Below are 23,776 nucleotides of genomic sequence, written 5' to 3'. Positions count from 1 at the left end.
CGGCGTCAGCGCGCGTCCTGCGCCGCGGCGGCGATGAGCTCGAAGGACCTGAGCCGCGCCGCATGGTCGTAGACGTCGGAGACGACGATCAGTTCGTCGGCGGCGGTCTCGGCGACGAGCGCCGCAATGCCCTCGCGGACGGCCTGCGGCGAGCCGACGATCGAGCGGGCCAGCATGCGCATGGCCTGCGCCTTCTCCATCGGCGTCCAGTAGGTCTCGATGTCGTCGATCGGCGGGCGGCTCAGCCCGCGCGCGCCGCGGAAGATGTTGGCGAAGGACATCTGCTGGGTGGTGGCGAGGCGGCGGGCCTCCGCATCGCTCGGCGCGGCGATGATGTTGACGCCCACCATGGCATGGGGCCGCGCGAGCTGGGCGGAGGGCCTGAAGCGGGAGCGATAGGCCTCGAGCGCCGGCAGCAGCATCTCGGGCGCGAAATGCGAGGCGAAGGCATAGGGCAGGCCGAGCTCGGCAGCGAGCATCGCGCCGAACATGCTGGAGCCGAGGATCCAGATCGGCACGTTCGATCCCGCCCCCGGGACGGCGCGGATCACCTGGTCCGGCGCGGGCGGGCCGAGGAGTGCCTGCAGTTCCACGACATCCTGCGGGAAGGTATCGGCGCTGGCCGGGGAACGGCGCAAGGCGCGCAGGGTGCGCTGGTCGGTGCCGGGGGCGCGGCCGACGCCGAGGTCGATGCGGCCGGGGAACAGGGCCTCCAGCGTGCCGAACTGCTCGGCGATGACGAGCGGCGAATGGTTGGGCAGCATGATGCCGCCCGCACCGACGCGAATGGTGCTCGTGCCGGCGGCGATATGGGCGATGACGACCGAGGTCGCCGCGCTCGCGATGCCCGGCATGTTGTGATGCTCGGCCACCCAGATGCGGCGGTAGCCCAGGCCCTCCGCATGGCGCGCAAGGTCGCGGGCGTTGTCGAGCGCGCCGCGCGCGTCCGTCTCCTCCGTGATGCGGACGAGATCGAGAATCGAAAGTGCAACCATGTCGTCATCCCCGTCGAGCCGTTGTGCGGCGACGCTGTCCACCCGATGCGCAAGGCACCGACGCAGCCGACCCCAGTTCGAGCTAAATGGGGAGCCCGCGCAGGACGCGGAACCGCCAGAGGCGCCTGCCCGGCCGCCGAGCCATGCGCCCGGTGCACCTTTCCGGGCAGGAGCGCCACAGCGCGGATCGATACGCGCTCACCGCGGCGCCGTGGCCTTCCTCAAAAACTCCACCAGCGCCTGCCGGTCGGCCTCGCTCGTCACCCGCTGCTCGGGCATCTTGGTGCCGGGCAGGTAGGCGTTGGGGCCGATCTCGAAGAGGCGGGCGATCGTCTGGCCCGACCAGACGATGCTCATGGCCCTGAGTGCCGGCGAATAGTCGTAGCCGGGTGCGGAGGCGATGCGGCGGCCGAAGATGCCGTAGAGCGTCGGGCCGGCGCGGTTGCCGCCGTCCGGGGTCAGCGTGTGGCAGGCGGCGCAGGCGCGGAAGACCTCGGCGCCGCGCTCGCCGGAAAAGGCCGCGAGGGGATCCTCACCCGCCTGCGGAATGACGGCACCGATATGCTCGCCCGTGCGCGCGTCCCAGCGGCGGACCATCCGGTCGCCGCCGCCCGAAAAGATCTCGTCGCCGTCGGGCGAGAAGGCGAGCGACCACACCGGCAGGCCCGGCCCGACGAGCGTCGCGACCACCGCGCGGGTGCTGCGCTCGACGATGGCGACGTCACCGCGGATGCCGCCGGCGGCGACGCGCTTACCGTCCGGCGACAAGGCGAGGGCGATGAGGGGCGTCGGGCCCACCTCGCGCTCGCCGAGCACCTCCCCCGTCGCCGAGACGAAATGCAGCTTGCCGTCGGCCCCCGCGACGACGATCTCGCCATCGGGGGCGACGACGACGCCGTTGAGCGGCGTCGGCAAGGTCACGACGACGGGCGGCCGCGCGGGATCCTGCGGCCACAGGCGCAGCGTCGCGTCATAGCCGGAGGTGACGAGCCCGCCCGCGGGCATGAAGGCGACGCCGTTGACGTTGCCCTGATGGCCATGGAGGCGCCGCCGCTCCTCGCCCTGCGGCGACCAGAGCGCCGCCGTGCCGTCCCAGGCCGCCGACGCGAAGGTGCCGTCCGGACCGGCCGTGAGCGCGACGATCGGCGCATCGTGTGCCACGATCACGCGCTCGGGCGTCCGGCCTGCAGCCGGCCAGATCGCGATGCGCCCGTCCTCGCCGCCCGTGGCGAAGCGTCCCTCTCCAAGCGCCACGGCCGCGTTGACCGAGCCGTCATGGGCGCGCAGCACCGCTTCCGCCACGCCGGCGGCCAGCCGCCAGCGGATGGCCGAGGTATCGAAGCTGCCGGTCAGCGCCACCTCGCCGCCGGGGTCGACGGCGACGGCACGCACGGGGCCGCCGTGGCCGCGCAGTTCCTGCGCCTCGGGGGCACCGGTCAGGGAGAGCGTGAGGAACAGCGCGGCGAGGCCCCGCATTGCCCGGGCGAAGCGGCGCGGTGCATGATCCGGGCGAATCATCGAAGGGACGCCTCCCCATGAGCGACGAGACCAGCCACGATGCGACCGCCGGGCGAACGCTCGACCTGCGCGGCCTCAAATGCCCCCTGCCCGCCCTTCACACCCGCAAGGCCCTGCGCGGCCTCAAGGCGGGCATGCTCCTCGTCGTCGAATGCACGGATCCGATGGCCGCCATCGACATCCCGAACCTGGTGCGCGAGACGGGAGACGTGCTCGAGGCGCAGGAAAAGCGCGACGACAGCCTCCTCTTCTCCATCCGCAAGGCCTGAAGGAGCGCTCCTGCTCAGTTGATGTCGCCGAGGCGCACGCCGCTCGTCGTGAAGGCCACGTCCACCGGCTCCTGCAGGTCGGACAGGACGAAATCGGCACCCACTGCGACGACGATGGCGACGACGACGGCAATGATGAATGCGCGCATTGCTCCCTCCCCCAATATCTCCGCCGGGTCTTCTTGCCCCCTGCATCGCCTGAGGAGGGTGCGTGCGAAATCGCGCCCCGTCAACTCAGGCGTGCGTGAACGAGGATCGCCTCGGCCGCTTCGAGGTCCGCCGGCGCGTTGGCGTTGAAGAAGACGTCGAACGGCTCCGTCGGCCATTCGGCGACGGCGAGCGGAAAGCGGGCCGTGAAGCGGTCGATCTTGCGCTCGCCCTCGCCGACGAGCGTCCGGCGCAGGTCCTCGCGGATGCCCACCGGCCACAGCCCGATGACCGGATGGGTGCGCCCGCCCGAGGCGGCGCAGGCGAGCATCGCCCCCTCTTCCCGGCGCGCGGCGTGGAGGCGCACGACGAGATCCGGCGGCAGGAACGGCGTGTCCGCGGCGACGCTGACGATCCATTCCACGTCGCGCCGGCGCACCGCCACATAGTCGAGCACGGCCAGGATGCCGGCGAGCGGGCCGGCGAAGCCGGGCACGTCGTCGGGAACCACCGGCAGGCCATAGGGCGCAAAGCGCGCCGGATCGCCATTGGCGTTGATGACGAGGCCGGCGCATTGCGGCGCCATGCGCTCGACGACATGGTCGAGGATGGGCCGGCCGCCGACGCGGCGCAGCGGCTTGTCGCCGCCGCCCATGCGCCGGGCGAGCCCGCCGGCGAGCAGCGCGCCGATGGTCGGCGGGCAGGTTTCAATCATCTCCGCCTCCCTTGTCGCTCGCCCCTTTGCGCCGGTGCTTCGCCGATTCCTCCGCCACATAGGCGAGATCCTGGTCGAAGACGATACGCTCGGCGCCCGACAGAGCGATGAAACGCTTGCCGCGGGCGCGGCCGACGAGCGTCAGCCCCGCCTTGCGGGCCAGCTCGACGCCCCAGGCGGTGAAGCCGGAGCGCGAGACGAGGACGGGAATGCCCATGCGCACCGTCTTGATGACCATCTCGGAGGTGAGGCGCCCCGTCGTGTAGAAGATCTTGTCGGCCGGATCGATACCGTGCTGGTGCATGTAGCCGGCCACCTTGTCCACCGCATTGTGGCGGCCGACGTCCTCCATATAGACGAGCGGCCGGTCGCGCGCGCACAGGACGCAGCCGTGGATGGCACCCGCTTCGAGATAGAGCGAGGGCGTGCGGTTGATCTTGTGGGTGAGCGCGTAGAGCCAGGACGTGCGCAGCTCCGCATGCGGCAGGCGGGCCTCGTCGATCACGTCCATCAGGTCGCCGAAGGCGGTGCCCTGGGCGCAGCCGGAGGTCAGGGTGCGCTTGCGCAGCTTGTCCTCGTAGTTGGTCTTGCGCTCGGTGCGCACCACGACCACGTCGAGCTCGGCGTCGTAATCGACATCGGTGACCACGTCGTCCAGCTTCAGCATGTTCTGGTTGAGCAGGTAGCCGACGGCAAGATGCTCCGGGTGGTCGCCGATCGTCATCATGGTGACGATCTCCTGCGCGTTGAGATAGAGCGTCAGGGCCCGCTCGGTGACGACGCGGGTCTCGACCGGGGCGCCGCCCTGGTCGACGCCGGCGACCGTGATGCCGAGGCGCGGGTCGAGCGGATCGGGCCGCACGAGGTAGTCGGCGAGGAAGGCGAGGTCCTCGCTCTCGGCGGCGCCTGCCGGCGGCGCCAGGCTGCCCGGATGACCGTTCACGACGTGATCCCCTCGGCGACCCTCTCGCCGGCGCGGGCGTCACCCGCCACCTGCGCGAGGCACCACGATTCGAGCGCCTCGAGCGACGGCTCGAGCACCTGCCAGTCCTCCCCGGCGAAGGAGCGCCAGGCCGGCAGCAGCGCCTCGCCGACCGCAGTAAGCGTCGGCAGGCCGCGGCCGACCGCGAGCGCGAATTCGTCGCGCAGGCCCCTGCCCTCGGCTTCCGCCTTGCCGAACTTGTTGAGGATGACGAGGTCGACGCCGTCCGCCCCGATGGCCGCCGCGGCGAGGCCGGCCGAGGTCGCAAGGCCCTGCGCATCGAGCCGGCAGCCGCTTGCGCCCGGTCCGCGCTGTTCGCTGATGGGGACGAGGCGGCCGGTGGCGAGGTCCTCCAGCGCCATGTCCCCGCAGGCGGTGCAGGCATCGTCCTCGTTGTGCTGCACGAGGCCGGCGAGGCGCAGGTCGCGTTCCCTGAGGCGCCGGCTCAGCGCGACGAGCAGCCCGTCGACGAGATGCTGCGATTGATAGACGACGACGCCGATGGCCGATTGCATGGCACTCTCCCCGGCACCAGTCTATTGTGCCGCCTGCCCCCGACAATCTATGCAGTCGGGCGGGGTGAGAAAAGGCTGCCCGCGCCGGCCCGCCGGCGCGGTCTCATCTCGGTCACAGTTGCATGGTGAAGCAGCTGCGCCGATTGATTGCAGGAACCAACTGAAAATGATCGATCTTCGTCGTACCGTCCTCGTCGCCGCCCTTGTCGCGACCGCCGCCACCTCGGCCCTCGCGGCCGAGACGGCCGCCGAGCGCGCGCCTGGACGCATCACCATCGTCGGCGAAGGAACCGTCAACGCGGTCCCCAACATGGCGACGCTCACGTCGGGCGTCGTCACGTCGGCGTCGACCGCGCGTGAGGCGCTCGACGCCAATACCGAGGCCATGGCCCGCGTCATCGAGGCCTTCAAGAAGGCCGGCATCGCCGCCAAGGACATCATGACCGACGGCTTCTCGGTGCAGCCGCGCTACGTCTATCCCGAGCCGAAGGACGGCTCGAGCCAGCCGCCGCGCATCGACGGCTACGAGGTGCGCAACCAGGTGATCGTGCGCGTGCGCGAGCTCGCCAAGCTCGGCACCGTGCTCGATGCGGCCGTCACCACCGGCGCCAACCAGATGGGCGGCCTGTCCTTCGACGTCGCCGAACCGGCGACCCTGCTCGACAAGGCGCGCTCCGCCGCCGTGGAGGACGCCAAGCGCAAGGCCGAGCTCTACGTGCAGGCCGCCGGCGCCAAGCTCGGCCGCCTCGTCGAGATCAACGAGACGAGCATGCAGATGCCGCCCCGGCCGATGATGATGGCAAGGTCCATGGACTTTGCCGAGGCCAAGGCCGTGCCGGTGGAAACCGGCGAGCAGACGCTGCGCGCGCAGGTGCAGCTCATCTGGGAACTGGCGCAGTAAACGGCCCGCTTTCCAGCCGTCATGTCCGCGCCTGTCACGGGTATCCACGCCTTGGAAACGCCGCCAAAGACCTGGATGGCACCAGCAACGCGCATGCGCGTTGCGTCTTTTCGAAGCGTCGCAAATCGGGCGAGCCCGAGTTGCGTTTGCCGAGCCGGGCCATGACGATGGCAAGGACGTTCCCAAAGGCCAAGAGGCCCAGAGCCCATGCATGAAAAAGCGGCCGGTCCGTCCGGCCGCTTTTTTCATACGCTGCCGGGTACGCAATCGGCTGGCGGCGCTGCAGGCCGGCCGGCGTCGAAGGCGAGGAGCCCCAGCCTCTCCCGCCGCAGCCAGCGCACCAGCATGAGCACGGCGACGACGGCGAGGCCGGCGGCGAGGCCGATCCAGATGCCGACGCCGTCGAGGCCGCCACGGAAGGCGAGCGCGGCGCCGAGCGGCAGGCCGATGCCCCAGTAGCCGAGCGCCGCATAGACCATGGGCACGCGGGTGTCCTGCAGGCCGCGCAGCATGCCCGCGCCGACGGCCTGCGCCCCGTCGAAGATCTGGAACAGGCCGGCAAAGGCCAGGAACGAGACGGCGAGCGCGACGACCTCGGCGTTCTCCGGCGCCCGGACATCGAGGAAGGCGCTGACGAGCAGGCGCGGCGTCACCAGCATGAAGAAGGCCATGGTCGCCATGAAGGCGATGGCCATGACGAAGCCCGTCCAGCCGGCGACGCGCACGCCCTCTCTGTCCTCGGCGCCGAAGGCGCGGCCGACCCTGACCGTCACCGCCTGCCCGATGCCGAGCGGCACCATGAAGGTGAGCGAGGCGATCTGGATGGCGATGGAATGGGCGGCGAGCGAGGCCGTGCCGATGAGCCCCATGAGGAACACGGCGGCGTTGAAGATGGTGACCTCGAAGGCGAAGGTGGCGCCGATCGGCAGGCCGATGCGCCAGATCTCCATGAAGCGCGACCAGTCCGGCCGCCAGAATCGGCCGAAGAGGGCATAGCGCTTCAGCCGGCGGTCGAGCACGATGGCGACGACGAGCCCGGCAAAGAGAAAAATGCTCGACGTCGTCGTCGCCACGCCGGCGCCCGTCAGCCCCAGAGCCGGGAAGCCGAGATTGCCGAAGATGAGGCACCAGTTGGCGAGGATGTTGAAGAGATTGGCCGCGATGCTGACCGCGAGCGCCCACATGGGCCGCTGCAGCGCCGAGAGGAACGAGCGCAACACGACATAGCCGCAGAACGGCAGCACCGCCCATTGCAGGGCGTGCAGATAGGTGCCCGCGGCCGCCGCGAGGTCCGGCTTCTGCCCCATGGCGAGGAGGATGGCCTCCCCCTGCCAGAGGAAGAGCCAGATCGGCAGGGCGATGGCGGCCGACACCCACAGCCCCTGCCGCACGGTGCGGCGCACCTGTCGCACCTCGTAGGAACGTCGGCCGATCTCGCGCGCGATCATCGGCGCCGTCGCCGTGACGATGCCGATGGCGAAGATGAGCATCGCGAAATAGAGGTTGAAGCCGAGCGCCCCGGCCGCGAGCGACTCGGCCCCCAGCCAGCCGAGCATGATCACGTCCGTCGTGCCCATGGCGGTCTGGGCGAGATTGGTGAGCACGAGCGGCCAGGCCAGCGCCAAGGTGGCGCGCCACTCCTTCGCCCACGCGCTCGGCGCGGCGTCCTCCGCGGTGTCGTTCTGCGTCATGGCGGGCAATCTATAGGTAAAATGCCCGTTCGCCCATGCTGCTGCCGCAAAAGTAGGCAGCGAAAATGTGGGGGATGGCTTTCGTCGTGCGGGGAAGATCCGAGCGGCGCGCGCCGCCCTCTCCCTCCCCGACGAAGTGGCGGGGCTGGGATGGGGGGCAGTGCCGCCGGCCGGCGGTTCGATCGTCTTTGGCGACTGCGACTGGACGCATCTGGCCAGCGGCACCGCCCCCCACCCCTAGCCCCTCCCCACCGCAAGCGGAGGGAGGGGAATGACGCTCCACCACGTTCTCGCGCGTTCGCGTATTCTCAACCTGCTGAAGCCAGCGCCGGCCGGTCCTCGCCCATGCCGGCCGCCCTCGCCTCGGCGAAGACCGCGCCAATCCCGATGACGAGCGGCTGGCGCTCGTCACGTTCGGCAATGCGCGCCGGCAGGTCGGCGAGGCGGCAGCGGGTGAGCGCCTCCTCCGGGCGGCCGAGCGCCTCGGCGAGCGCCACGGGCGTATCCGCCGCCATCCGATAGTCCATGAGCCGGGCCGCGATCTCGGCAGCCGTGCGGCCGCCCATGTAGAAGACGGTGGTGGCGGAGGGATCGGCGATGGCGCGCCAGTCGACGTCCTCCGGCAGGCCACCGTGGCGCGAATGGCCGGTGACGAAGCGGACGGACTTCGCCTGGTCGCGGTGGGTCAGCGACACGCCGAGCGTTGCGGCCATGGCGATGCCGGCGGTGATGCCGGGCACAACGTCGAAGGCGATGCCTTCCCGGCGCAAGCTGTCGATCTCCTCCCCGGCCCGGCCGAAGATCATCGGGTCGCCGGACTTGAGGCGCACCACGTGCTTTCCGGCGCGGGCGAGCGTCAGCATCATGGCGTTGATCTCGTCCTGCTTGCAGCTCGGCCGGCCGCCGCGCTTGCCGACGAGGATGCGCTTGGCCTCGCGGCGGGCGAGTTCCAGCACGTCCTCGGAGACGAGATCGTCGAAGAGGATGACGTCGGCCGCCTGCAGGGCGCGCACGGCCTTGATGGTCAGAAGCTCGGCATCGCCGGGCCCCGCGCCGACGAAGGTGACGCGGCCGCGGTCGTGGCGCTCGCCCCGCGCGATGCGGCCTGCCTCGGCCTCCAGCGCGCCGGCGTCGTCGCCTCCGGGTGCCGCGCGGAAGGCGCGGTCGACGAAGGCCTCCCAGAAGGCGCGGCGGCGGGCGCCGGGGCCGAGGCGCGCCATCACGCGCTCGCGCATGTCCGCGGCAAGGCGCGCCCAGTCGGCGAGCCAGGCGGGGAGCAGCGCCTCGATGCGCCGGCGCACGGCCTGACCGAGCACGGGGGCGGCGCCGCTCGTCGAGATGCCGACGACGAGCGGCGAGCGGTTGACGATGGTGCCGAACTGGAAGGAGCAGAAGGCCGGCTTGTCGATGACATTGCACGGCACGCCGGCGCCGAGCGATGCAGCGCGGAAGGCGGCGGCCTCCGCGTCCTCCTCCGCCTCGGCGATGGCCACGGTGGCGCCGGAGAAGGCCGCCGCATCCCAATGGGCGTCGTGGTGGACGAGCCGTCCGGGCAGGTCCGCGGTGGCGAAGAGGCGGGAGAACTCCCCGCTCAGCTCTTCGCGCGGGGCGTAGACGTGCACCTCGGCGCCGGCGGCGACCAGCAGCTCCGCCTTCCAGGCCGCGGCATCACCGCCGCCGGCGACGACGGCGCGCTTGCCGGCGAGGTCGAGGAAGACCGGGACGACGCTGAGCGGCTCGATCCGCGCGTGAGCACGCTCACTCGGTGCGCGCTCACTTGGTGCACGCTCACTCGGCTGCCTGGAGACGATGTGCATGGATGATGCTCCTGATCTCCGCGCGGCAAGAGCCGCAATTGGTGCCCGCCCGCAGGGCCTCGCCGACGGCCTCGACCGTGTGACAGCCGGCGACGACCGCACCCGCGATCTGCCGGGCGCCGACGCCGAAGCACGAGCAGACGATGGCGCCCTTGTCCTCGCCGCCCTTGCCTGGCCGGCCGGCGAGGATGGCGAGGCGCGCCCGCCGGTCGGCATGGGCTTGCGAGAGCTGCTCGACGGCCCAGTCGCGCGGCACCGCGACCGGCTCGGCCGCGAGATAGAGCGCGCCGAGCAGGCGCTCGCCGGAGAAACGGGCGAAACGCCGACGGGCGGCGACCGCATCCTGGAAGGACAGGGTCTCGGTGCCGGCAGCCGCAGGCAGTATGGCGTCCGCCACGCCCGGCCAGTCCGCCACGGAGGCGGCGAAGGCGAGCTCGACGCGCCAACCCCCTGCGCAGCGGGCTATGGCCCAGTAGTCCGCGGCGATGCGTTCGGGCTTCTCGGTGAGCACGGCGAAGCCGTAGGCCGCGGCGGCGAAGCGCGCGATGCGCACGGCGACGTGCTTCAGCGCCGGCTGGCCGGAGGTCGGGTCGGTCAGCGGCGGCACGAGGCGGTCGACACGGCCGTCGGCGGCGAACTGGTCGGTCCAGTGCATGGGCACGAAGACCGAGCCCTCCCGCTGGCGGCTCGTCAGCAGCGCCCTGACCACGACGGCGCCGCGGGCGGAGGTGACGCGCACGAGATCGGCATCGGCGATGCCGTATTTTGCCGCATCGGCGGGGTGGATCTCGACGAAGGGCTCGGCGAGATGCTGCGACAGGCGCCGGCTCTTTCCGGTGCGCGTCATCGTGTGCCACTGGTCGCGCACGCGGCCGGTGTTGAGCACGAGGGGGAAGCCTTCGCCCACCCGCGCGGGCGCCGTCGTGGTGACGGGCACGAGCCGGGCCTTGCGGTCCGGCGTGAAGAAGCCGCCCTCGGCGAAGAAGCGGATGTCGTCCGCCGACGTCTCGCCGGCCCGACGCGCCGGCCACTGGAACGGCGCGAGCGCATCGAACCCGGCGGCATCGATGCCGGCATGGGTGCCGATGTCGAAATCGCGCGTGCCGTCGTTCTCGAAGGCGGAGAGCGCCGCGTGCTCGGCGAAGATCTCGGCCGGCGAGGCATAGGGAAAGGCCTCGGCAAAACCCATGCGGCGCGCCACTTCCGTGACGATCCACCAGTCGGGCTTCGCCTCCCCCGGCAGGGGCAGGAAGGGGCGCTGGCGCGACATGCGGCGCTCGGAATTGGTCACCGTGCCGTCCTTCTCGCCCCAGGCGGCGGCCGGCAGCTTCACATGGGCGTGGCGGACCGTGTCGGTGGCGCCGAGGACATCGGAGACGACGACGAAGGGGCAGGCGCGGATCGCGGTTTCGACCATGTCGCCGTCCGGCATGGAATCGACCGGGTTGGTGGCCATGATCCACAGCGCCTTGATGCGTCCGTCGGCGACGGCGCGGAACATGTCGACGGCCTTGAGGCCCTGCGCGGAGGCGATGACCGGCGAGCCCCAGAAGCGCTGCACCCGCTCGCGATGGGCCGCATTGTCGATGTCCATGTGGGCCGCCAGCATGTTGGCGAGCCCGCCGACCTCGCGCCCGCCCATGGCGTTGGGCTGGCCGGTCACGGAGAAGGGCCCCATGCCGGGCCGGCCGATGCGGCCGGTGGCGAGATGGCAGTTGATGATGGCGCTCACCTTGTCGGTGCCGACCGACGACTGGTTGACGCCCTGGCTGTAGACGGTGACGACCTTTTCGGTCGTGGCGAAGAGCCGGTAGAATTCCGCGATGCTCGCCCGGTCGAGGCCGGTCTCGGCGGCGGTGCCGTCCATGTCGAGGCGCCAGGCGGCGGCCAGCGCTTCGGCGAAGCCGGTCGTGTGTTCGGCGATGTAGTTCTCGTCGAGCGCGCCCGCCTCGGCGAGATGGGCGAGGAGGCCGTTGAAGAGCGCGACATCGCCATCGGGCGCAATGGCGAGGTGCTGGTCGGCGATATCGGCCGTCATGGTGCGGCGCGGGTCGACGACGATGACCTTCATCTCAGGCCGCTCGGCCTTGGCGGCGGCGAGGCGCTGGTACAGCACCGGATGGCACCAGGCGAGGTTGGAGCCGACGAGGACGACGAGGTCGGCAAGCTCGAGGTCCCGGTAGCTGCCCGGCACCGTGTCGGCGCCGAAGGCGCGACGGTGGCCGGCGACCGAGGAGGCCATGCACAGGCGCGAGTTGGTGTCGATGTTGGCCGTGCCGATGAAGCCCTTCATCAGCTTGTTGGCGACGTAGTAATCCTCGTTGAGGAGCTGGCCGGAAACGTAGAAGGCGACGGAACCCGGCCCGTGCTCCGCGATGGTGCGCGAGAAGGTCTCGGCGACACGGTCGAGCGCCTCGTCCCAGCCGGCCCTGCGGCCGTCGATCTCGGGATGGAGCAGGCGGCCGTCGAGGTCGATGGTCTCGGCCAGCGCCGAGCCCTTGGAGCACAGCCGGCCGAAATTGGCGGGATGGTCGGGATCTCCGCGGACGGCGACGCTGCCGTCCGCGGCGACCGTGGCGAGGACGCCGCAGCCCACCCCGCAATAGGGGCAGGTCGTCTTCGTGATCGTCGGGGCGGTTTCCTCCATCGCCGCCTGCCCTATTCGGCCGCGATGCGTGCGGCGGCCGCCGCCAGGATGGCCGAGGCGTCCATCAGGATGCGCTCGCCGTCGCGCTTCAGCGCAAAGGTCCGCACGGCGCCCTCGTCGGCGCCCTGGGCGAAGCCCGTCTCCAACGAGAACACCCAGTTGTGCAGCGGACAGGTGACCTGCGCCCCGTGGACGATGCCCTGGCTCAAGGGGCCGCCCTTGTGCGGGCAGCGGTCCTCGATGGCATAGACCTCGTCCGCCGCCGTGCGGAAGACCGCGATGCGGCCGATGGGCGTGTCGACGCAGCGCGCGCCGCGTTGCGGAATGTCGGACAGCCGGCCGATTTCAACCCAGTCGCTCATCGCCTTCACTCCGCCGCTTCAGCAAAGCCGACGCTCGCCATCGGCTTGAACTCGTGCTTGTCCTTGCCGGAGACGCGCTCCGACCAAGGGTCGACCTGGGCGAACTTCTGGGAGAAGACGAAGCGGTCGAAATAGGCCTTGCGCCTGTCCTTGTCGTCGAGGATCTGGCGGCGGATCTCGTCGTAGCCGATGCGCTTGGCCCACTTGTAGATGCGCTCGAGATAGCGCGCCTGCTCGCGGTACATCTGGGTGAGCGCCACGATGACCTCGAGCGCCTCTTCCTCGCTCGCGACGAGGCCGAGCTTCTCGGTGCCCTTGATGTCGAGCCCCGCCGCGCCGGCGAAGTGGATCTCGAAGCCCGAGTCGACGCAGATGACGCCGACGTCCTTGCAGGTCGCCTCGGCGCAATTCCTCGGGCAGCCGGAGACGGCCATCTTGACCTTGGCCGGCGTCCACGAGCCCCACATGAACTTCTCGATGCGGATGCCGAGGCCGGTCGAATCCTGCGTGCCGAAGCGGCACCAGTCGGAGCCGACGCAGGTCTTCACCGTCCTCAGGCCCTTGGCATAGGCGTGGCCGGAGACGAAGCCGGCCTTGCCGAGATCGGCCCAGACCTCCGGCAGGTCCTCCTTCTTCACGCCCAGCATGTCGATGCGCTGGCCGCCGGTGACCTTCACGGCCGGGATGTTGAACTTGTCCACCACATCGGCGATGGCCCTGAGCTCGGCGGCATTGGTCACGCCGCCCCACATGCGCGGCACGACCGAATAGGTGCCGTCCTTCTGGATGTTGGCGTGCACGCGCTCGTTGATGAAGCGCGACTGGTAGTCGTCGGCATATTCGTCGGGCCAGTCGCAGACGAGATAGTAGTTGAGCGCCGGCCGGCACTTGGCGCAGCCGCAGGAGGTCTTCCACTCCAGCTCCTGCATCACGGCGGGGATGGTCTTGAGCCCCTTGGCCTTGATGAGGCGGCGCACGTCGTCGTGGCCGAGGTCGGTGCAGGTGCACATGGGCTGCACGGCGGCCGGGTTGTAGCTGTCGCCGAGCGTCAGCTTCATCACCTGCTCGACGAGGCCGGTGCAGGAGCCGCAGGAGGCGGAGGCCTTGGTATGGGCGCGGACGTCATCGAGCGACGTCAGGCCCTTGCTCGTGATCGCCGAGACGATCTTGCCCTTGCACACGCCGTTGCAGCCGCAGATCTCCGCATCATCCGGCAAGGCTGCAACGGCCGCCGTAGGGTCCAGCGGGGACCCTCCCTGGTAGGCCTGGCCGAAGATGAGCGTCTCGCGCATCTCCGCGATGTCCGTCCCCTTGCGGAGCATGTCGAAGAACCATGCTCCGTCCGAGGTCTCGCCATACATCACCGCGCCGACGATGCGGTTCTGCTTGAGGACGAGGCGCTTGTAGACGCCGGCCGAGGCGTCGCGCAGCACGATCTCCTCGCGGTCGTCGCCGTCGGCAAAGTCGCCGGCGGAATAGAGGTTGATGCCGGTGACCTTGAGCTGCGTCGCCGTCTCGACGGGGCGGAAGGCGGCATCCTCCTTGATAAGCGTCTTGGCCGCGACGCGGGCCATGTCATAGAGGGGCGCGACGAGGCCGTAGCAGACGTTCTCGTGCTCGACGCACTCGCCGACGGCGAGGATGTCCGGATCCGAGGTGACCATCTGGTCGCTGACGACGATGCCGCGTTCCACATAGAGGCCGGCGTCGACGGCGATGCGCGTCTCGGGTCGGATGCCGACGGCCATGACCACGATGTCGGCGGGGTAGATGGTGCCGTCCTCCAGCGCCACGGCCTCCACGCGGCCGTCGCCGAGGATCGCCTTGGTCTGCGCCTTGACGTGGACCTTGATGCCACGGCCCTCCAGCTCCTTCTTCAGGAGATAGCCGGCGGCGGGGTCGAGCTGGCGCTCCATGAGGTGGCCCATGAGGTGCAGCACCGTCACGTCCATGCCGCGCAGCTTGAGCGCCGCCGCGGCCTCGAGGCCGAGCAGGCCGCCGCCGATGACGACAGCCTTGGCGCCGGGCTTGCGCGCGGCTTCCACCATGGCGTTGACGTCGTCGAGGTCACGGAAGGCCATGACGCCCGGCAGGTCCTTGCCGGCCACGGGAATGATGAAGGGCGCCGAGCCGGTGGCGATGAGGAGCTTGTCGTAGGGCGTCTCGCTCCCCTTGGAGACGACGACCTTGCGCTTGCGGTCGATCTTGGTGACCGTCTCGCCGAAGCGGCAGGCGACGCCGTTCTCGGCATACCAGGCGGCGTCGTGGGTGACGATGTCGCCGTAGCTCTTCTCCCCCGCCAGAACCGGGGAGAGCATGATGCGGTTGTAGTTGCCGCGCGGCTCCGCGCCGAACAGCGTGACCTCGAAGGCTCCGGGGGCGGCTTCGAAGAGATGTTCCAGCGCGCGGCCCGAGGCCATGCCGGCGCCGACGACGACGAGTTTCTGGGTCATGTCCGTCAATCCGTTGTTCATTGGGCGGCGTAGCTGAGGCCGCCGGCGGCGCGGCGCTCCATGCGGCGGATGGCGACGTGCATCCACACGAAGGAGACGGCGACGATGGCGAAGAGCAGCATGAAGCAGCTCGACCACAGGCCGGTGAGGTCGTTGAGCGCGCCGAAGGCGATCGGCAGGACGAAACCGCCGAGCCCGCCGATCATGCCGACGAGGCCGCCGACGGCGCCGACGTTCTGCGGGTAATAGACCGGGATGTGCTTGTAGACCGCCGCCTTGCCGAGGCTCATGACGAAGCCGAGGACGAAGGCGACGGCGATGAAGAGCACGGGCCCGACCTCGACATGGAGCGCGACCGGTCCGTTGATGCCGCGCAGCACATAGTCGCCCGTCGGCAGCGACAGGACGAGCGTGGCGAGCGCCGAGACGGCGAAGGTGCGGTACATGACGGCGCGGGCGCCGATGCGGTCGGACAGGGCGCCGCCATAGGCGCGGAAGATGCTGGCGGGGATCGAATAGGCGGCGCCGACGATGCCGGCCGTCTTGATGTCGAAGCCGTAGACGCCGATGAGGTAGCGCGGCAGCCAGAGGGCGAGCGCGACGAAGGCGCCGAAGACGAAGAAGTAGTAGAGGGCGAAGCGCCACACCTGCACGTTCTTCAGCGGCGCGAACTCCGACCAGAAGCCCTTCGGGGCGGGAGCGAGGCCGGCGCGGCGCGCCTTGATGACGGGGTCGTCCTCGGTGGTGAACCAGAAGACGAGCGCCATGACGACGAGCACCGCCGCCCAGATGAGCGCCACCGCCTGCCAGCCCCAGGCGATGAGGATGAAGGGCGCGACGAACTTGGTGACCGCGGCGCCGACATTGCCGACGCCGAAGATGCCGAGCGCCGTGCCCTGCCGCTCCGCTGGGTAGAAGCGCGCCACATAGGCGACACCGACCGCGAAGGCCCCGCCGGCGAGGCCGACGCCCAGCGCGGCGGCCAGCATCTGCTGATAGGTCTGGGCGAAGGCGAGGAGGAAGGTGGCGATGGCCGCCGCCAGCATGGTGGCGGTGTAGACGAGGCGGCCGCCGTAGCGGTCCGTCCACACGCCGAGCGCCACGCGCACGAGCGAGCCGGTGAGGATGGGCGTGCCGACGAGGAGGCCGAACTCGGTCTCGGTGAGGCCGAGCTCGTCCTTGATGCGCACGGCGATGATGGAAAAGATCGTCCACACCGCAAAGCAGATGGTGAAGGCGATGGTGGACATGGCGAGAGCCCGCGTCGCTTCGTCCTTGCCGGGCGCAGCTTGGTGGGGTGCGGTCATCATCGGCTCCGTTGGCGGCCCGCGGCCGCGATTGGAAAAGCAAAACAAAAAAGCCGCCGGCCGGGCCGCACGCACCTCCTCCGGCGGAAGCGCGGGTTCACCCGATCGGCAGCTTTGCCTGCGGCGCCCGCCCTTGGACGCCATATGTCGGCCCTGACGGCCTTCGCCCTCTTTCTTGCACGAGGCGTGCCAACTCAAAGGAAGGAGGCGAATTTTTAGTTGTTACAATACGTTGGAGCGCTTTGCCGGCGGTTTGGCAGCCTCTGCCCTGCCCTGCCGAATTGCTGAGCGGCGCAGCAATCCGCCCATTTCTTGTGCAGCGCACAACGCGTCGGGCTCGACGCGTGCCTTGCTGCAAGGAGCGCGACTGCTCCCCTCCCCCTTGCGGGGAGGGGTTGGGGGTGGGGGGCAGGACGCAAGGACACGGCCTCCTGCATGCTGACCACCCAGACCCCTACCCCTCCCCGCAAGGGGGAGGGGATTGGAGACCTCGCGCTGCTCCTACGCCGCGGCCTCCACGAAGCGGTGGCGCTCGTAGAGGAACTTCAGCACCGCCTCGCGACAGCGCAGGTAGGTGCGGTCGGAGGCGAGCGCCAGGCGCTCGCGCGGGCGGGGCAGCGGCACCTCCAGCACCTCGCCGATGGTGGCGGCCGGCCCGTTGGTCATCATCACGATGCGGTCGGAGAGGAGCACGGCCTCGTCGACGTCATGCGTGATCATGATCATCGTGTTGCCGAGCCGCGCGTGGATATCCATCATCTGGTCCTGCAGATGGGCGCGGGTCAGCGCGTCGAGGGCGCCGAAGGGCTCGTCGAGCAGCAGGATCTTCGGCTCCATGGCGAGCGCCCGGGCGATGCCGACGCGCTGCTTCATGCCGCCGGAGATCTCGCCCGGCCGCTTGTCGGCCGCGTGGGCCATCTGCACGAGGTCGAGGTTCTCCATGATCCACGCGTGCCGCTCGGCCTTGCTTTTCCGGCCGCGGAAGACCTTGGTGACGGCGAGCGCCACGTTGTCGTAGACGCTGAGCCACGGCAGCAGCGAGTGGTTCTGGAAGACGACGGCGCGGTCCGGCCCCGGCGCATTGACCTCCCTGTTCTCCAGGAGCACGGCGCCGGAGGAGACCGGCGTCAGGCCGGCGACGAGGTTGAGCAGGGTCGACTTGCCGCAGCCGGAATGGCCGATGATGGAGACGAACTCGCCCTCGTCGATGGTGAGGCGGATGTCGCGCAGGACCTCGCTCACCTTGCCGCCGCGCGAGAAACTCTTGCCGATGTAGTCGAGCTTGAGATAGGCGCTCATGGGTCTTCTCCCTCAGCTGGCCGCGGCGCCGCGGGTGACGATGACGCCGACGAAGCCGACCAGCCGGTCGAGCAGGAAGCCGACGAGGCCGATGTAGACGAGCGCCACGATGATGTCGGTGAGGCGCGAGGAGTTCCACGCATCCCAGATGAAGAAGCCGATGCCGACGCCGCCCGTCAGCATCTCGGCCGCGACGATGGCGAGCCAGGAGAGGCCGGCGCCGATCCTGAGCCCCGAGAAGATGTAGGGCGCCGCCGCGGGCACCATGATCTTGAAGAAGAACTCCACCTGGTTGAGGCGCAGCACGCGGGCGACGTTGCGGTAGTCCTCAGGGATGTTGCGCACGCCGGCGGCGGTGTTGATGATCACCGGCCAGATGGCCGTGATGAAGATGACGAAGATCGCCGACGGCCGGGAATCCATGAAGGCGGCGAGCGAGATCGGCAGCCAGGCGAGCGGCGGCACCGTGCGCAGAACCTGGAAGATCGGATCGAGCCCGCGCATCATCCACACCGACTGGCCGACGAGCGCGCCGAGCAGCACGCCCGCCACAGCGGCGAGGCCGAAGCCGATGGCGACCCGCTCCAGCGAGACGATGACGCGCCAGCCGAGGCCGATGTCCTGCGTGCCGTTGACGAAGAACGGGTCGAGGATGAGGTCGCTGCTCTCGTTCCAGATCTCGCTCGGCGGCGGCAGCGACGAGCCGGGCCCGGAGAAGGCCACCTGCCACACGGCGAGGAGGACGAGGAGGACGACGAGCGGCGGGACGATGGATTGTGCGAGCCGCGTGGCAAGAGCGGTGATATCGAATCTGCGGGACACGGCGGGCGGAAGCGTCACCACCGTCGCCTTCTGGCGCTCGGCGGGGAATGCGGCGATCGCATCGCCCTTGATGGACGGCAATGTCATGGGGCTTGCCCTCGTTTTGGCGGAAGGGGCCGGCGCAGGCCGCCGGCCGGCTTTCACGAGACGGCCTTGATGGCGAGGCTGTCGAGATAGGCGGAGGGGTTCTCGGGATCGAAGGTCTTGCCGTCGAAGAACTTTTCCACGCCGCGGCTGTCACCGGCCGGCAAGTCGGCAAGGCCGAGGCCCTTGGCGGCCGCGAGCCACAGGTCCGAGCGGTTGGTGGCGTCGACCATGGCCTTGACGTCGACCGACGCGGGGAACTTGCCCCAGCGGATGTTCTCGATCATGAACCAGGTGTCGAGGCTCTTCCACGGATAGGACGTCTCGCCCTTCTCGCCCCAGAACTTCATGAGCAGGTCGGAGCCGGCGACGGTGCGGCCGTTGCCGTAGTTGATGTCGCCCTTGATGCGGCCGATGATGTCCTTGACCGGCACGTTGTACCATTGGCGCCGGCCGATGATCTCGGCCATCTCCTGCTTGTTCTCCTGTTTCTCGCACCACTGCTGGGCTTCCATCACCGCCATCAGGATGGCGAGGGTCGCCTTCGGGTTCTTGTCCACCCAGTCGGCGCGCATGCCGAGCACCTTCTCCGGATGGCGGAACCAGATCTCCCCCGTGGTCGTCGCGGTGAAGCCGATCTTCTGGTTGACGAGCTGCTCGTTCCACGGCTCGCCGACGCAGAAGCAGTCCATGTTGCCCACCTTCATGTTGGCCACCATCTGCGGCGGCGGCACGACGATGAGGTTGAGGTCCTTGTCCGGGTCGATGCCGCCGGCGGCAAGCCAGTAGCGGATCCACAGGTCGTGCGTGCCGCCGGGGAAGGTCATGGCGGCCGTCACGTCCTTGCCGGACGCCTTCTTCCTGGCGAAAGCCTCCTTCAAGGCACCGGAATCGAGCTTCACGCCCGTCTCGGCATATTCCTGCGCGACGGAGATGCCCTGACAGTCCTCGTTGAGGTTGAGGAGCGTGTACATCGGCAGCTTCTGGCCGTTCTGCATCACGGCGCCGGAGGAATAGAGGTGGACCTTCGGCCTCAGGATGTGGCCGCCGTCGATGCCGCCGGCGCCGCCGCCGAGCGCCATGTTGTCACGCGTCGCACCCCAGGACGCCTGTTTCTCGATGGCGACGTCCGGCACCTCGTATTTGGCGAAGAAGCCCTTCTCCTTGGCGATGATCAGCGGGGCGGAATCGGTGAGCGCGATGTAGCCGAGGCGCGCGCCGGTGACCTCGGGGCCCGAGCCGGCGGCATGGGCGCCGGCCGGCAGCAGCGCCTTGGCGGCGAGGAAGGTCGCGGTGGCGCCAGCCCCCTTCAGGAAGGCACGGCGCCCGGGAGCCATGGAAAGGGTGGTCGTCTGCGTCCGTTTCATGTCGTCCCCTCTGGAGCAGGCGGCATCCGCGATCGGTGTGCTGCGCAACAAAAAAGCCGCCGGCCAGGAACAGGCGCCCTCCTCCCGGACGCGCTTTCCCTGATCGGCAGCTTTGCCAGCAGCGCCCGACGCTGGACGCCCTATGTCGGCCCTATGGCCTCACGGAAGGGCAACGCAGGAAGCGTGCCAAGTCCGCCACGCGCCGGAATTGTGTGGTTTCACAATGGACTAATTCTCGGGAACGCGAACAGAGGCCTGTGGACAAGCGACCAAGGCTTGGTCAGATCGCGGCGGCACACCGCACCTTTATTGTGCAGCGCACAAGGATGCTGAAAATGCAGTCAGCTTGCCTTCCGACGCATCCAATCCGTCATGGCCGGGCTCGTCCCGGCCATCCACGCCTTTGATCTTGCTCACCGTGCAAGGCGTGGATGCCCGCGACAAGCGCGGGCATGACGGTCGTGATCAGGGCAACTGGTATCATAGCCGCCCCTCACACCGCCTCGGCCGCCCCCTGCGCGGCGATATAGGCGTCAAGATCGTCCGGATCGAACAGGCTGCCGTCGAAGAAGCCGTCGGGGCCGAGGATCAGGCTGGCGCCGGCCGAGCCGACGGGGGTCGGCCGCGTCAGCGCGCCCTCCACCTTGGCATTGGCGCCGGGCAGCGCGACGCCGAGCGGCTTCAGCGCGGCGCGGTAGAGATCGGGCCGGTAGGTCTCACGCGCGACGGCCGCATTCGCCGGCGTGTGGAGCACCTGCCCCCAGCGCGCCATCTGGCTGTAGAACCAGAGCGCGTGGCTCTTCCACGGGAAGGTGGCGCCCCGCGCCTGCGGCACGAAGAAGTCCTCGACCGCCATCGCCGCATCGGGCCCGATGGCGAGGCGGCCCGTGAGCGCCGGCATCAGCCATTCGGCCGGCCGGCCGACATAGGCGGACGCGGACAGGATGGCGGCGAGCTCCTGCCGGTTGGCCGGATCGGCGCACCACTCGGCCGAGCGATAGAGCGCGCGCAGCAGGGCCGCCAGCGCCTCGGGCGCAGCCTCGGCCCAGCGGGCGTCGGCGGCGAGCACCTTCTCGGGGCTGGAGCGCCAGATCTTCGCCTTCACGGTCGCGATGCGGCCCGTGCCCAGCATCACGGCCGCCGTGTTCCACGGCTCGCCGACGCAATAGCCGTCGACGACGCCGGAGCCGAGCGCATCCGCCATCAAAGGCGGCGGCAGGATGACGATCTCCACCGCCCGGTCGGGATCGATGCCGCAGGCGGCGAGCCAGTAGCGCAGGTCGTAGTTGTGGCCGGAGTGCGGGTGGACGACGGCGAAGCGCAGCGGCGGCAGGCCCTGCCGGCCACGCTCCCTCACCACGGCGCGCAGCGCCTCCCCCGCCGCGCGCGGGCCGAGGTCCGGCACGGCGCCGTGCCCGGCCATCGCCTGCCACAGGGCGTTGGCGACCGTGACGGCATTGCCGCCGAGGCCGAGCGCCATCGGCACCACCGAGCGCGCCGCGAGCGGCGTCAGGCCGAGGTTGCAGGCGATCGGCATCGGCGCCAGCACGTGCGCGACCTGGAAATGGCCGACCGCGAGCCTGTCGCGGATATTGGCCCAGGAGGTCTCGCGCACCAGCTTGAGCGCGACGCCCTCGGCCTCGGCGAAGCCCTTCTCGTGCGCCGCCACGACGAGCGCGCTGTCGAGCAGCGGCATGAAGCCGGCGGCGATCTCGTAAGGCGCCTCGCTCATGCGTCGTCTCCCGGTTCGAGCAGCCCCGCGGCGGTCACGAGGCTCTGGGCGATCTCGGCGATCTTGCGGTTCTGGTTCATCGCGGTCTTGCGCAGCAGGGCATAGGCCGCCTCCTCCGTCATGCCGCGCGACTTCATGAGGATGCCCTTGGCGCGCTCGACCAGCTTTCGGTCGGCGAGCTCGCTGCGCGCTTCCTCCAGCTCCCGCGCCAGGCGGGCGAAGGCGTTGAAGCGGCTGATGGCCATGTCGAGGATGGGCTTGACCCGCTCCTGCTTCAGCCCGTCGACGACATAGGCCGACACGCCGGCCTCGACCGCCGCCTCGATGGAGGCCTGGTCGGAGCGGTCGACGAACATGGCGATGGGGCGCTTCACGGCCCGCGAGAGCTGGAACATGTTCTCCAACATGTCGCGGTTGGGGTTCTCGAGGTCGATGACGATGACGTCGGGGTTGATCTCGGCGATGCGGCGGGCGATGCCCGTCACGTCGTGCACCAGGGCGACGTTGTCATGGCCGGCCTCGCGCAGCCCCGCCTCGATGATGGAGGCGCGGATGCGGTTTTCATCGATCACGAGAATGGCGAGCGACGCACGGGGCATGCCCGCATCATGCTCATGCCGCCGTTTTGTGCAACGCGGCATGTTGCAAAAAGATCGGGCACGGCCTGCCACTCGCATAGCCGCTCGCCAGGACGCAACCGCGCCCGTGGCACAGCAACGCGAAGACGCTTAAGAATAGGCCTGAGGCGCGCGCGCGACCGCGGCCGCGGGGCCGATGGAGGAATTCGATGTACCAGCCGCCGCATTTCCGCGAGGAGAGGCTCGAGGTCCAGCACGCGCTGATCCGCGCCCATCCGCTCGGCCTTATGATCACCTCGGGCGAGGACGGCCCCCTCGCCAACCCGGTGCCGTTCCTGCTCGATGCGGAAGCGGCGCCCAAGGGTGTGCTCAGGGCGCATCTGGCCCGCGCCAACCGGCAATGGCAGGCGCTCGCGGCCGGTGAGCCCGCCCTCGCCGTCTTCCAGGGCGTCGACACCTATGTCACGCCTTCCTGGTACGAGACGAAGAAGGAAACCGGCAAGGTCGTGCCGACCTGGAACTACGCCATCGTGCAGGTGCGCGGCCCCGTGCGCGTCATCGAGGACAAGGAGTGGCTGCGGCGCCAGATCACGGCGCTGACCGCGCAGCACGAGGGCGGCCGCATGGAGCCCTGGGCCGTGACGGACGCGCCGGAAGACTTCGTGGCGGCGCAGCTCAAGGGCATCGTCGGCATCGAGATGACGATCGAGGCCATCGACGGCAAGTGGAAGGTGAGCCAGAACCGCCCCGCCCCCGACCGCATCGGCGTCGCCGAAGGCCTCGCCGCCGAGACCGACCCGCAGGCCGCGCGGATGGAGCGGCTGGTGCGGGATTACGGCGGGGTGTCAAACCCATGACCGCGGCCGACATCGCCACCATCGCGGCCACCCTGACGATCTATGCCGCCATCGTGGTCAGCCCGGGGCCGAGCTTCGCGCTCGTCTCGCGCATGGCCGCCGCCGGCGAGCGGCGCGCCGCCTACGGCGCCACCTTCGGCCTCGCAAGCGCCGCGACCATCTATGCGGTGCTCACCATGGCGGGGCTCTCCGTCATCCTTGCCGAGATCGGCTGGCTGGCGCGTGCCGTCCAGATCGCCGGCGGCCTCTATCTCATCTGGCTCGGCATCGAGGGATGGCGCAGCGCCGCCCGCCCGCTCGCCGCGGCAGACGGAGCGGACGAGTCGCGCTTCATGCCCGGCTTCAGGCGCGGCTTCGTCATGTGCCTGTCGAACCCGAAAGCGATCGCCTTCTTCGTCGGCCTCTACGCTGCCGCCGTCCCGCCCGAGACCTCGCTGGCGGCGAAGCTGGCCATCCTGGCGGGCGCCTATGCCATCGAGGTCGCGTGGTACGGGGCGGTGACGCTCGTCCTCTCGCAGCCGCAAGTGCGCCGCGTCTATGAGCGCTGCCGCAGGATCGGCGAGCGGATCCTCGGCGCCCTCCTCGCCGCCTTCGGCATGCGGCTGCTGCTGGAGCGGTGAACGAGAGGGGCTACCGACACACAGCCCCGGCGGACTGCCTCAGCCTGTGCATCGTGCTAATGTTGCGGTGGTGTCAAGGCTCGGCGAAATGCCGCTGG

The 23,776-nt window shown here is 69.9% G+C and carries 21 protein-coding genes; 4 read left to right on the top strand and 17 right to left on the bottom strand.

Features of this window, described 5'->3' with window-relative positions:
* Positions 1 to 5 precede the first annotated feature (5 nt).
* Complete coding sequence (locus GGR16_RS03025; RefSeq protein WP_183315676.1) at positions 6 to 995, bottom strand: LLM class flavin-dependent oxidoreductase; 990 nt, start codon at positions 993 to 995, stop codon at positions 6 to 8.
* A gap of 198 nt (positions 996 to 1,193) precedes the next feature.
* Positions 1,194 to 2,513 (bottom strand): c-type cytochrome, encoded by a 1,320-nt coding sequence (locus GGR16_RS03020; protein WP_246372793.1) that lies wholly within the window; start codon positions 2,511 to 2,513, stop codon positions 1,194 to 1,196.
* A gap of 17 nt (positions 2,514 to 2,530) precedes the next feature.
* On the opposite strand from GGR16_RS03020, the gene GGR16_RS03015 reads away from it, so the two are divergent.
* Entirely contained in the window at positions 2,531 to 2,782 is a 252-nt protein-coding gene (locus GGR16_RS03015; RefSeq protein ID WP_183315675.1) for a sulfurtransferase TusA family protein, read from the top strand.
* 14 nt (positions 2,783 to 2,796) lie between these two features.
* On the opposite strand, the gene GGR16_RS26375 is transcribed toward GGR16_RS03015, so the two are convergent.
* The 4 genes from GGR16_RS26375 to GGR16_RS03000 form a co-directional block, all read right to left on the bottom strand.
* Positions 2,797 to 2,931 (bottom strand): hypothetical protein, encoded by a 135-nt coding sequence (locus tag GGR16_RS26375; RefSeq protein ID WP_019400980.1) that lies wholly within the window; start codon positions 2,929 to 2,931, stop codon positions 2,797 to 2,799.
* An 80-nt stretch (positions 2,932 to 3,011) separates the two neighbouring features.
* Positions 3,012 to 3,644, bottom strand: a complete 633-nt coding sequence (gene mobA, locus GGR16_RS03010; protein WP_183315674.1) for a molybdenum cofactor guanylyltransferase MobA — start codon at positions 3,642 to 3,644, stop codon at positions 3,012 to 3,014.
* Entirely contained in the window at positions 3,637 to 4,566 is a 930-nt protein-coding gene (locus GGR16_RS03005) for a formate dehydrogenase accessory sulfurtransferase FdhD (RefSeq protein WP_183316315.1), read from the bottom strand. The genes mobA and GGR16_RS03005 overlap by 8 nt, the downstream gene beginning before the upstream one ends.
* A 17-nt stretch (positions 4,567 to 4,583) precedes the next feature.
* Entirely contained in the window at positions 4,584 to 5,141 is a 558-nt protein-coding gene (locus GGR16_RS03000) for a DUF2478 domain-containing protein (RefSeq protein WP_183315673.1), read from the bottom strand.
* A gap of 166 nt (positions 5,142 to 5,307) precedes the next feature.
* Here GGR16_RS03000 and GGR16_RS02995 point away from each other — a divergent pair, with 166 nt between their 5' ends.
* Positions 5,308 to 6,042, top strand: a complete 735-nt coding sequence (locus tag GGR16_RS02995; RefSeq protein WP_019400984.1) for an SIMPL domain-containing protein — start codon at positions 5,308 to 5,310, stop codon at positions 6,040 to 6,042.
* 245 nt (positions 6,043 to 6,287) lie between these two features.
* Here the strand turns inward: GGR16_RS02995 and GGR16_RS02990 are convergent, their stop codons facing one another.
* The 11 genes from GGR16_RS02990 to GGR16_RS02940 form a co-directional block, all read right to left on the bottom strand.
* Positions 6,288 to 7,733, bottom strand: coding sequence for an MATE family efflux transporter (locus tag GGR16_RS02990; RefSeq protein WP_019400985.1), 1,446 nt, complete (start codon positions 7,731 to 7,733; stop codon positions 6,288 to 6,290).
* A 308-nt stretch (positions 7,734 to 8,041) separates the two neighbouring features.
* Entirely contained in the window at positions 8,042 to 9,550 is a 1,509-nt protein-coding gene (gene cysG / locus GGR16_RS02985; protein ID WP_183315672.1) for a siroheme synthase CysG, read from the bottom strand.
* A complete protein-coding gene (locus GGR16_RS02980) occupies positions 9,522 to 12,197 on the bottom strand; it encodes a nitrate reductase (RefSeq protein ID WP_183315671.1) in 2,676 nt (891 codons plus the stop codon). The genes cysG and GGR16_RS02980 overlap by 29 nt, the downstream gene beginning before the upstream one ends.
* A gap of 11 nt (positions 12,198 to 12,208) precedes the next feature.
* Positions 12,209 to 12,559, bottom strand: a complete 351-nt coding sequence (gene nirD / locus GGR16_RS02975) for a nitrite reductase small subunit NirD (RefSeq protein WP_026015066.1) — start codon at positions 12,557 to 12,559, stop codon at positions 12,209 to 12,211.
* Positions 12,560 to 12,564: 5 nt separating this feature from the next.
* Positions 12,565 to 15,012, bottom strand: coding sequence for a nitrite reductase large subunit NirB (gene nirB / locus GGR16_RS02970; RefSeq protein WP_053194068.1), 2,448 nt, complete (start codon positions 15,010 to 15,012; stop codon positions 12,565 to 12,567).
* A 17-nt stretch (positions 15,013 to 15,029) separates the two neighbouring features.
* Positions 15,030 to 16,319, bottom strand: coding sequence for an MFS transporter (locus tag GGR16_RS02965; RefSeq protein ID WP_026015064.1), 1,290 nt, complete (start codon positions 16,317 to 16,319; stop codon positions 15,030 to 15,032).
* Positions 16,320 to 16,820: 501 nt separating this feature from the next.
* On the bottom strand, positions 16,821 to 17,618 hold the full coding sequence (locus GGR16_RS02960) for an ABC transporter ATP-binding protein (protein ID WP_183315670.1): 798 nt from the start codon (positions 17,616 to 17,618) through the stop codon (positions 16,821 to 16,823).
* A gap of 12 nt (positions 17,619 to 17,630) precedes the next feature.
* Entirely contained in the window at positions 17,631 to 18,527 is an 897-nt protein-coding gene (gene ntrB / locus GGR16_RS02955; protein WP_183315669.1) for a nitrate ABC transporter permease, read from the bottom strand.
* Between the two features lie 53 nt (positions 18,528 to 18,580).
* Entirely contained in the window at positions 18,581 to 19,891 is a 1,311-nt protein-coding gene (locus GGR16_RS02950; protein ID WP_246372792.1) for a CmpA/NrtA family ABC transporter substrate-binding protein, read from the bottom strand.
* Positions 19,892 to 20,384: 493 nt separating this feature from the next.
* Complete coding sequence (locus GGR16_RS02945; RefSeq protein ID WP_183315668.1) at positions 20,385 to 21,623, bottom strand: CmpA/NrtA family ABC transporter substrate-binding protein; 1,239 nt, start codon at positions 21,621 to 21,623, stop codon at positions 20,385 to 20,387.
* On the bottom strand, positions 21,620 to 22,222 hold the full coding sequence (locus GGR16_RS02940; protein WP_019400040.1) for an ANTAR domain-containing response regulator: 603 nt from the start codon (positions 22,220 to 22,222) through the stop codon (positions 21,620 to 21,622). Before GGR16_RS02940 ends, GGR16_RS02945 begins: the two co-directional genes overlap by 4 nt.
* 188 nt (positions 22,223 to 22,410) lie before the next feature.
* On the opposite strand from GGR16_RS02940, the gene GGR16_RS02935 reads away from it, so the two are divergent.
* Positions 22,411 to 23,058, top strand: coding sequence for an FMN-binding negative transcriptional regulator (locus GGR16_RS02935; RefSeq protein WP_019400041.1), 648 nt, complete (start codon positions 22,411 to 22,413; stop codon positions 23,056 to 23,058).
* A complete protein-coding gene (locus tag GGR16_RS02930) occupies positions 23,055 to 23,678 on the top strand; it encodes a LysE family translocator (RefSeq protein WP_183315667.1) in 624 nt (207 codons plus the stop codon). The genes GGR16_RS02935 and GGR16_RS02930 overlap by 4 nt, the downstream gene beginning before the upstream one ends.
* Positions 23,679 to 23,776: the final 98 nt, after the last annotated feature.

The sequence above is a fragment of the Chelatococcus caeni genome (genome assembly GCF_014196925.1).
Classification (GTDB): domain Bacteria; phylum Pseudomonadota; class Alphaproteobacteria; order Rhizobiales; family Beijerinckiaceae; genus Chelatococcus_A; species Chelatococcus_A caeni.
The sequence above is the reverse complement of the archived record's forward strand: the minus strand, read 5'-3'. Positions and strand labels throughout refer to the sequence as shown.